General features: G+C 68.4%; 5 protein-coding genes. 2 read left to right on the top strand and 3 right to left on the bottom strand.

The window, feature by feature from the left end; genetic code table 11:
* Positions 1 to 327: 327 nt before the first annotated feature.
* The 3 genes from ASD82_RS08245 to ASD82_RS08235 are packed head-to-tail and all read right to left on the bottom strand — an operon-like array spanning position 328 to position 5,740.
* Positions 328 to 2,010 carry an alpha-amylase family glycosyl hydrolase gene (locus tag ASD82_RS08245; protein WP_056717346.1) on the bottom strand — a complete coding sequence of 561 codons (1,683 nt, stop codon included), beginning with the start codon at positions 2,008 to 2,010 and terminating at the stop codon, positions 328 to 330.
* 35 nt (positions 2,011 to 2,045) lie between these two features.
* Positions 2,046 to 3,524, bottom strand: coding sequence for an MFS transporter (locus ASD82_RS08240; RefSeq protein ID WP_056717345.1), 1,479 nt, complete (start codon positions 3,522 to 3,524; stop codon positions 2,046 to 2,048).
* Positions 3,521 to 5,740: a hypothetical protein gene (locus ASD82_RS08235; protein ID WP_056717344.1), complete on the bottom strand. Its 2,220-nt coding sequence runs from the start codon at positions 5,738 to 5,740 to the stop codon at positions 3,521 to 3,523. The genes ASD82_RS08240 and ASD82_RS08235 overlap by 4 nt, the downstream gene beginning before the upstream one ends.
* Before the next feature lie 257 nt (positions 5,741 to 5,997).
* Here ASD82_RS08235 and ASD82_RS08230 point away from each other — a divergent pair, with 257 nt between their 5' ends.
* Together ASD82_RS08230 and ASD82_RS08225 are read left to right on the top strand one after the other, a co-directional pair.
* Positions 5,998 to 7,008, top strand: coding sequence for a LacI family DNA-binding transcriptional regulator (locus ASD82_RS08230; protein WP_056717343.1), 1,011 nt, complete (start codon positions 5,998 to 6,000; stop codon positions 7,006 to 7,008).
* Between the two features lie 350 nt (positions 7,009 to 7,358).
* Positions 7,359 to 9,842 (top strand): exo 1,3/1,4-beta-D-glucan glucohydrolase, encoded by a 2,484-nt coding sequence (locus ASD82_RS08225; protein ID WP_056717353.1) that lies wholly within the window; start codon positions 7,359 to 7,361, stop codon positions 9,840 to 9,842.
* Positions 9,843 to 9,887: the final 45 nt, after the last annotated feature.

The raw sequence follows: 9,887 nt of genomic DNA, 5'->3' as shown, positions 1-9,887 counted from the left end.
CGAACGCCCCAGGAGTGCTTCGATGAAAGCTGATCAGCTGTGCAGTTCAAACTTGATGCTACGGGCCCTAACGCTAAGTAGATTTCAAATTGAAGTCTAATCCAGCAGCCTATCCCCGGGTGATGAATTCTTGGACTTAACCGTAGTGTCCAAAGAGCAACAGGTTAAATGGGTTGCGGCAGCCTAATCCAGCAAGCTAATCCCGCCACGTTGAGTTTCGGAGATGAGGACGATGATGCCATCTTTTTGGGGGCATCGCGGGAGGTTTGATCAAGGGAGGTCTGCGCGGTGGATGGACCGGGTTCCTTGAACGATGGCCAGTGCGGTTCAGTCGGCGGGATGGGCGCGCTCCGCCATCAGGCGGGTCAGCTCCACGGTGAGGTCGTTGCGGCTGGCGGACGCGTCGAGCAAATAGATCTTTACGTCGTGTGGCGCCACGTTGGCGCGCAGTTTTCCGGCCGCGCGCACTTCGATTGGCGGGCCGCCAAATGCTGGCGTCCATGTGCCGGATTGCAGGTAGTCACCGATGTCGAACTGCGCGACAGCGTCGCCCTTGTTGAGCAGCACCAGCGCGATCTGGTGCACGTCACCCTTCTGGTACACGCGATAGAACGCCGCCCGGTTGCCGGCGAAGTGCAGCGGCAGCATCAGGCCGCGTTGCAGTGCCGGGGTCTTTTCGCGCAACTGGGCGATGCGCTTGAGCTGGCGATAGATCGGACTTTTCGGTGCGGCGTCGATGCGTTGCTGGCCGTAGTAGTTGCGGTTGCCCTGGTGTTCGGCCTTGCCGCGCTCGAAGCCGGTTTCGGAGCCGTAGTAGATGGCCGGGATGCCGCGTGCGGTGAACAGCCAGTTGTTCGCGTCGATGAAGCCGTTGTCGCTGGCGGCCAGGCGCGCCATGTCGTGGTTGTCGTAGAAGGTGACCAGTTCGTACGGGTTCTGGTACGGGCCGTTGGTGAGGTAGAGGCGGTCGAGCAGTTGGGCGTAGTCGCTGCCGGGATGCTCGAACACGTCGGCGATGCGCCCGCGCAGCGGGAAGTCGAGCACGCTGATGCCGCCGTTTTCGGGCCAGGTGTACTGGCCGATGTTGTCGGGGCTGTAGTCGAACGCTTCGCCGAACATGAAGAAGCCGGGATGCTTCGCCCGGATGCGCGCGGCGAACTGTTTCCAGAACGTGTTGGACATGTGGCTGATGGTGTCTATGCGGAACGCGTCGGCGCCCTGGTCGGCCCACTGGTTGTACGCGCCCGCGAAGTAGTCGAGCACGGCCGGGTTCCGGTCGTCGTTGTTGGACAGCTGAACCAGGTCGTCGTAGGCGTGGTAGAAGCGGTGCAGCGGGTTGCGCACGGGATCGAGCCTGTACGGCGGCAGGTTCTGCTGGTCGGCGACGAGCTTGCCGTCCTTGTCGTAGATCTGGCCGAACATCGGTTGCGCCTGCGGCATGCTGAAGGCGGGCGAGCCGTGGTTGGCCACGATGTCGAGCACGGTCTTCAGGCCCTGCGCCCGCATCGCCGTGGTGAACTGGCGGAAGTCGAGGTTCCTGCTGGGCAGGTGTTCGTCGAGCTTGTAGAAGTTGACGCCCCAGTAGCCGTGGAAGCCGGTCTTGCCGCGGTCGGTGAACTTGGAACCCCAGCTCACCGGATCGCCGCCGGTGAAGGCTTCGTCGGGGTTGTCCACGATCGGGGTGATCCACACCGCGCCGAAGCCCATGCCGCGGATGTAGGCGGCGTTGTCCAGTACGCCCCGGAAGTCGCCGCCGAGGTAGCCGATGTTGGCGCTTTCGCCCTTCGGCGCGCCGGCCACCGGGACGTCGAACGTGCGGTGGGCGCCGCCCTGGTCGCGCTGGTCGTTGGACGGATCGCCGTTGACGAAGCGGTCGGTCATCACGAAGTAGATCGCGTTGGACGCCATCGGCGCGTCGGTGCCGACGAATTCGGGCGTGGTGTCCGCGGCGCGCGCGCCGCCGCAGTGCAGGGTGAGCGTGGCAAGCGCCAGTACGGTGGTGCGGATCATCTCGTCGTTCCGGTGATGGCGTTGGCGAGGCTGGGCTAGCCGGGCTCGCGCACGCGCAGGGTGAACAGGCCGGCGACCAGCAGGCAGGCGCCGCCCAGTGCCAGCGCCCAGATCGGCTGGTTGTGGAAGCACAGCCGCAGCAGCAGGCCGAGCACGCTGGCGGCGAGCAGCTGCGGGATCACGATGAAGAAATTGAAGATGCCCATGTAGACGCCCATCTTCCCCGCGGGCAGGTTGTCCGACAGCAGCGCATAGGGCAGCGACAGGATCGAGGCCCAGGCGAAGCCCACGCCGACCATCGAGGCCAGCAGCCATACCGGGTCGCGGATCAGCAGGAACGACAGCAGGCCGGCGCCGCCCAGGCACAGGTTGATCAGGTGGCTGATGCGCAGGCCCCAGCGCCGCACCATCAGCGGAATCACCACCGCGGCCACGGCGGCGAAGCCGTTGTAGGCGGCGAACAGCACGCCGACCCAGTTGGCGCCCTCGTTGTACAGCGCCGAGTGCACGTCGGTGGTGCCGTAGATGGTCTCGGTCACGCTCGCGGTGGTGTAGATCCACATCGCGAACAGCGCGAACCACGAGAACAGTTGCACCCACGCCAGTTGCCGCATCGAGACGGGCATGCCGTAGAGGTCGCCCATCACTTCGCGCAGCATGCCGCGGCCGCGGCTGAAGCTGAGCCAGACGAACAGCAGGCCGAACACGAGCAGTCCGCCGCCCAGCACGTAGACCTCTTTCTCCAGCGCGAAATGCTGGATCGCGAACAGCACCGCCACGCCGACCACCAGCAGCAGCACGCCCCAGCGCCAGGCCTGCGACACGTCCACCGCCGGCGGTTCGGCCACGCTGTCGCTGAACGACTGCAGCCGGTCCGGCGGGTATTCGCGGGTGCTGAAGATGGTCCACAGCACCGCACCGAGCAGCACCGCGCCACCGGCGTAGAAGGCATATTTCACCGTGTCGGGAATGCCGCCGTCCGGCGCTACGTTGGCCACGCCGAATTGCGCCAGTATCCACGGCAGCGCCGAGGCCACCACCGCGCCCACGCCGATGAAGAAGCTCTGCATCGCGTAGCCGGAGGGCCGCTGGCGGGTCGGCAGCTGGTCGCCCACGAAGGCGCGGAACGGCTCCATCGACACGTTGATCGAGGCGTCCAGAATCCACAGCAGGCCGGCGGCCATCCACAGCACCGGCGCGTTCGGCATCCACAGCAGGGCCAGCGAGGCGAATACCGCGCCAGCCAGGAAGTAGGGGCGGCGCCGGCCCAGCCGGTTCCAGGTGCGGTCGGAGAAGTGGCCGATGATCGGCTGCACGATCAGCCCGGTCAGCGGCGCGGCGATCCACAGCGCGGGGATGTCGTTGAGGTCGGCGCCCAGGGTCTGGAAGATCCGGCTGACGTTCGCGTTCTGCAGCGCGAAGCCGAACTGCAGGCCGAGGAAGCCGAAGCACATGTTCCAGATCTGCCAGAACGACAGCGCCGGTTTGGAGTTCGCGGAAGTACCGTCGTTCATGGTGAGCCGTGGCCGGGGGCGAGCGGAGCGATCAGCAGATCATGCACCACCGCCCGGTTCAATGGGCCATCGCTGCCGCCCTGTCCACCGGTGTAGTGGGCGAAGTGGGCCAGGTAGCTCATGTTGAAGCCGTCGTCGAGCGTGAACCGGCAGGTCGCGCCCGCCTGCGCGCCGAAGCGGCCCCAGCTGGATGACTGGGTGCGCACGCTGTGCGGCATCACGATCGGCAGGCGTTGCTCGGTGCTGCCGTCGCAGCGGATCACCAGCATCTTCACCGCCGCGGTGATGCCGGTGTTGATCGGGCCGTGGTCGTTGGCGTAGTCCAGCGCGACGCGCCAGTCGCCGCTGGCTGGCGCCGTCCACTGGCGTGGCCAGTCGCCGCCGATCCGGTTCGTGTCGCCGACGCAGACGGTGGGGCTGTGCAGCGATTCCAGCCCCTGCGCGTCGATGCGCGTGGCGCTGAAGCAGGCCAGGCCCGGCTGTCGTGCGAGCGTGCTGCTGGCGTCGATGTCGCCGTGCGCCACGCCGTTGAGGTAGAGCCGCTGCTTTCCCTCAACGCGGATCTGCCAGCGCTTGCCGACGGCCTGCACCTGCGGCGCGGCGGGGGCGAGCGGCGCGTACAGCGGCGCGTCGGTGCGCAGCGGCACGTCGGCGACCTGCACCGCTTTCAGCGTGACGGTGGTGGTGTTGCCCTGCGTGCGCAGCTGGTCGGCGACGAGCAGGTTGCCGTCGAGCGTGGCGGGAAGCTGCAGGGTGATCCGGCGTTCGGGCAGTTCGAGCGTGATCGCATGGCGCGCGCCGAACAGCATCGGCACCAGCGCGGTGGGCAGCTTCGGCGCGACCCGGCCATTCTCCTCCAGGCCGAACACGCCTTCGCTGACCATCGCCAGATACGCCGCCACCGACCACAACTGGCGCGGCGAATTCACCACCGGGCCGCTCAGCTTGCCTTCGTCGACGTGCTGGCCCTGGGTCAGCAGTTCGTAGTTCTCCATGTTGGAGCCGTACAGCGCGGCGCCGCGCATGATCGAGGCGATCTCGTGAGCGATGCGGGCGGGCTGCTGCGTTTCGCGTGCGGCGCGCAGCGCGTACATGCTGACGAACGGCCAGATCGCCCGGTTGTGGTAGATCGGCTGGTCGGCGCGCTCGGGCCAGATCACCGGGCTGCCGGCCGGCCACGTGGGGTAGTTCGCCAGCGTCTGGCGGGCGCGTTCGCCGTCGGCCACGCCGCTGTCGACCGCAAGCGCGATGCCGAGCAGGTCGTAAGTGTCGTACGGCGTGCCGTCGCCGCCGAGGTAGCTCATGTACATGCCGCGATCGGCGCGCCAGAAGCGGGCGTTGATCGCCGCCTTCAGCGCCGCCGCGTCGTTGCGGTAGCCGGTGGCGGCCTTCGCGTCGTGATGTTGGTCGGCCAGCGCGGCGGCCAGTTGCAGCGCCTGGTAGTGCAACACGTTGGTGGACAGCGCGAACGATTGCGCGATGAAGCCCACTTCGTCCGCGGTCCACGCCGGGTAGCTCTGCTCGCGCCAGTCGAGGAAGGAGGTCTCGCCCCGATACAGGCCGAGGCGCTGGTCGAACGCATATTGCCGATCCTGCGCCAGGGTGGCGCCGAGTGCCTGGTAGACGTCGCCGGCGAACGCGGCGTCGTCGAGCAGATGGCGCGCACCGAGGAACCACACCACGCGATCGGTGCTGATCGGCCAGCTGCCGCCGGAGCCAGTGTCCTGCATCGGATAGTACGGTTTTGAATCCGGGCCTTGCGCTGCGCCGGCCACGCGCACGCCGGACAGCTTGAACTTCAGCCCGTTGCGCGAGCGGGCGGGGTCGAAGCGCCACAGGCCGAGGTCGATCGCGTAGGACAGGTCGCGCGTCCACACGTAAGGCCACTTCAGCCCGGTGACGAAGCAGCGGCACGGAATCGGCTGGCCGTGGTCGAACGCGCCGTCGCGGATCGCCTCCACCGAGTCGAGCGCGAGATCGTCCTGCGCCATCGCGAACAGGCCATCGAACAGCGGGCTGGCGGTGTCGCTGCGCAGCGGCTGCGGGGCGATCACCCGCTGGCCGTAGGGCCACGCCAGCGTGTAGCGGTGCTGCGCGTCGTGCTCGATGCCGACGTGCACGCCGTGCCAGTCCAGGCCGTCCTGCGCCAGGCCTTCCTGCCACGCAGGCGTCGCGGCGTTGGCGGCCAGCGCGGCTCCCAGCAGCAGGCTCAGCATGGGCAGGGGTGCGCTGGCGGAAGGCGAATCGTGGTGGTCATCGGTGACAACGCTCCGGTGGCTGCGGGCTGGCGCGACGTCCGCAGGGACGATGCCTCCTGCATGGTAGGCAGCGTCGCACTGCAGCAACCAGTGGTTGCATACGTATTCATGCCGCGCGTGCGTTTTCGCCCGGCGCGCCATTCGCGCGGCGCCTTGTAAAGCGGCGGGCGAAGACGGCATAGTCGTTCGACGGCCACGATCACACGGGAGATTCCATGCGGGTACGCCTCGAAGAAGTGGCGCGCGCAGCGAGCGTATCGCCCAAGACGGTGTCCCGCGTGCTCAACGACGAGGCCAACGTGAGCGAGGAGACGCGCAAGCGCGTGCGCGCCGCGATGGAAGAGCTGGACTATCGCCCGCATCCCTCGGCACGCAGTCTCGCCGGCAATCGCTCGTTCGTGGTGGCGATGCTGTACGACAACAACGACAACCCGGCCTCGACCTACCTGGCCGAGATCCAGGACGGCGTGCTGGAAGCCTGCGACGCGCATCGCTACAGCATGATGGTGCGACCGCTGCGGATGCGTGGCGACGACTTCATCCGCCGGCTTGACGCGCTGATCTCCGACCATCACCCCGACGGCGTGGTGCTGACCCCTCCGATCACCGACTACGCGCCGCTGCTGAAGCGCCTGCGCGAACGCAACGTGCCGTATGCCAGCGTGTCGCCGCAGAGCGATGCCAGCATCGGCGTGCGGATGGACGAGCAGGCCGCGGCGCGGGCGATCGTCGAGCATCTGCTGGGCCTGGGCCACCGGCGCATCGCCCACGTGCTGGGCATCGCCGACCACGGCGCCAGCCGCTGGCGGCTGGCCGGCTACCGCGAGGCGATGGCGGCGGCCGGCGTGCCCGAAGACCCGGCGCTGGTAGTGCAGGGCGCCTTTACGTTCGGCTCCGGCGTCACCGCGGCACGCGAACTGTTCGCCCTGAAGCAGCGGCCGACGGCGGTGTTTGCCGCCAACGACGACATGGCCACCGGGGTGATGTGGGCCGCCGGCGAGTACGGATTGAAGGTGCCGCAGGACCTGTCCGTGTGCGGCTTCGACGACACCCCGCTGGCGCGCCAGCTGTGGCCGGCGCTGACCACGGTGCAGCAGCCCAGCCGCGAGATGGGCCGGATCGCCGCCCAGCAACTGCTGAACCTGCTGCGCGGCCGCGGTGCCGGCGAGCTGGTGCAGATGCCGTTCTCCCTGCAGATCCGCGGCTCCACCGCGCGCGTTTCCTGAAGTTCGCCGCCCGGTCGCGAAGAGCCGGCGGACGGTGTCCGCCCTGCGCGTCCCTCTCAGCCGCCCCTCCGTAGGGCGGGCACCGCCCGCCACACGCCGTCGCAGGCCGCCACTTCCCTTGGCCGATGCGTCGGCCGATGCGTCACACCGCCACGGCGTGCCTGACCAGACCCGCCGAATCCGGCCATGTTGCGCAGCGAATTGACAGCGCTGTCATCCGTGTCACTATGCGGTTCAGACCGCGTGCCGTCGGCGCGCCAGCCAGGAGCCTTGCCGTGCGATTTCCGCCCCCACCGAACTCGTTGCCGGGTCGTCTTGCCCTCTCCGTCACCCTCGCCGGCGCGTTGATCATGCCCATCCATTTCGTGCTCGCCGGGGACACCGCCGCCACCGTCCATCCCGATGCCTGGCCCCAGGTGCGCTCGCCGTTGCCGCCCGATCCGGCGCTGGAGGCGCGGGTGAAGGCGCTGCTGGCGAAGATGTCGGTGGAGGACAAGGTGGGCCAGATGATCCAGGCCGACATCAAGTCGGTGACGCCGGAGGACGTGCGCGAGTGTCGGCTGGGCTCGATCCTGGCCGGCGGCAATTCCGGGCCGGACGGCGGCCAGTACGGCACCGCGGCGCAATGGCAGAAGCTGTCCGACGCGTTCTACCGCGCCTCGATGGATACCTCGGGCGGCCGGCTGGCGATCCCGGTGCTGTTCGGCATCGACGCGGTGCATGGCCACAACAACCTGGTCGGCAGCACGCTGTTCCCGCAGAACTCCGCGCTGGGCAATGCGCGTGATCCGCAGCTGATCCAGGCGATCGGCGCAGTCACCGCCCGCGAGCTGCGCGCCAGCGGCATCAACTGGACCTTCGCGCCCACGCTGACTGTGCCCCAGGACGGCCGCTGGGGCCGCGCCTACGAAGGCTATTCGGAAAACCCCGCGCTGGTGGCGCAATACGCCGGCGCGGTGATCGAGGGGCTGGAAGGCAAGGTCGGCACGCCGCAGTTCCTCGACGCCGACCACGTGATCGCCACCGCCAAGCATTTCGTGGGCGACGGCGGCACCAGGGACGGCAAGGACCAGGGCGATGCCGAGGTCAGCGAAGCGGTGTTGCGCGACGTGCACGCGGTCGGCTATCCGCCGGCGATCCGCGCCGGGGTGCAGGTGGTGATGGTCTCGTTCTCCAGCTGGAACGGGGTGAAGATGGCCGGCAACAAGGGCCTGATCACCGACGTGCTGAAGCAGCGCATGGGCTTCGGCGGCATCGTGCTGGGCGACTGGAACGCCCACGGCCAGGTGCCCGGCTGCACCAACGAAGACTGCCCGGTGGCGTACAACGCCGGGCTGGACATGCTGGAGGCGCCCGACTCGTGGAAGGGTCTGTACAGGAACACCCTGGCCGAGGTGAAGTCCGGGGTGATCCCGATGGCCCGCGTCGACGACGCGGTGAGCCGCATCCTGCGGGTGAAGCTGCGCCTGGGCATGTTCGAGGCGGGGCTGCCTTCGGCCAATCCACTGGTGCGTGATTCGGCCAAGGTGATCGGCAGCGCCGAACATCGCGCGCTGGCCCGCCGTGCCGTGCGCGAATCGCTGGTGCTGCTGAAGAACGACGGCGTGCTGCCGATCGATCCGCGCAAGCACGTGCTGGTCGCCGGCGATGGCGCGGACAACATCTCCAAGCAGAACGGTGGCTGGACGCTGACCTGGCAGGGCACCGGCCTCACCAATGCGAACTTCCCCGGCGCCACCTCGATCTGGGCCGGCATCCGCGACCAGGTGCAGGCCGCCGGCGGCAGCGCCGAGCTGTCGGTGGAAGGCAAGTACAAACGCAAGCCCGACGTCGCCATCGTGGTGTTCGGCGAAGACCCGTACGCCGAGTTCCAGGGCGACCTGCCGAATCTTGCCTACCGGCCGGGCAACGATCACGACCTCGACCTGCTGCGTCGCCTGCGCCAGCAGGGCGTGCCGGTGGTGGCGGTGTTCCTGACCGGACGGCCGCTGTGGATAAACCGCGAGATCAATGCCGCCGACGCCTTCGTGGTGGCGTGGTTGCCGGGCAGCGAAGGCGAGGGCATTGCCGACGTGCTGCTGCGCACCCGCGACGGCCACATCGCCCACGACTTCCACGGCAAGCTGGCCTACTCGTGGCCGCGCACCGCGGTACAGATTCCGCTGGCTGGCGGCAAGGCGCACTACAACCCGCAGTTCCGCTACGGCTTCGGGCTGAGCTATGCCGAGCCCGGCAAGGGCGGCAAGCTGTCCGAAGATCCGGGCATCGCGCTGAGCAGCGCGCGTGCCGGCGTCTACTTCACCCACGGCAAGCCGGCGCAGGGTTTCGTGCTGCAGCTCACCGGCGCCAATGGCGCGGACAGCAACGTCACGGCGACGCCATCGGTCACGGCGGACGGCACGCTGCGCGTCGGCGCACTCGACTACAAGGCGCAGGAAGACGCCCGCAGCCTGGCCTGGTCCGGCGGCGGCAAGGCGCAGGCCGCGCTGGTCGCGCCGGCGCCGCTGGACGTCGAGCGCGAAACCAATGGCGACGTGATGCTGGTGACCACGCTGCGCGTCGATGCGCTGTCGGCGCAAGGCGCCAGCATCGGCGTCAGCTGCGGCAGCGGCTGCGGTGCGCAGCTGCCGATCGGCACGCAGCTCAACGCCCTGCCGCGCGGACAATGGCTGAGCGTCGGCATTCCGCTGAAGTGCTTCCGCGACGCGGGCGCCGACATGAGCAAGCTGGACCGGCCGTTCGAGTGGACCAGCAGCACCGGCGAACGCATCGCCGTGGCCGAAGTGTCGCTGGGTACGGTGGCCGACCACACGCTGGACTGCCCCGCGCACTGAGCCGGGCAGCAAGGCCGGAGCCGGGACAGGTTCCGGCAAGGCGCG

Source organism: Rhodanobacter sp. Root179, assembly GCF_001428465.1.
Lineage (GTDB): Bacteria > Pseudomonadota > Gammaproteobacteria > Xanthomonadales > Rhodanobacteraceae > Rhodanobacter.
This window is presented reverse-complemented; position numbering and strand designations above follow the sequence as displayed.

Coding starts and splice junctions, on each gene's coding strand:
- ASD82_RS08235 (WP_056717344.1), bottom strand. CDS start 5,740: ATGCTGAGCCTGCTGCTGGGAGCCGCGCTGGCCGCCAACGCCGCGACG.
- ASD82_RS08225 (WP_056717353.1), top strand. CDS start 7,359: ATGCCCATCCATTTCGTGCTCGCCGGGGACACCGCCGCCACCGTCCAT.
- ASD82_RS08230 (WP_056717343.1), top strand. CDS start 5,998: ATGCGGGTACGCCTCGAAGAAGTGGCGCGCGCAGCGAGCGTATCGCCC.
- ASD82_RS08245 (WP_056717346.1), bottom strand. CDS start 2,010: ATGATCCGCACCACCGTACTGGCGCTTGCCACGCTCACCCTGCACTGC.
- ASD82_RS08240 (WP_056717345.1), bottom strand. CDS start 3,524: ATGAACGACGGTACTTCCGCGAACTCCAAACCGGCGCTGTCGTTCTGG.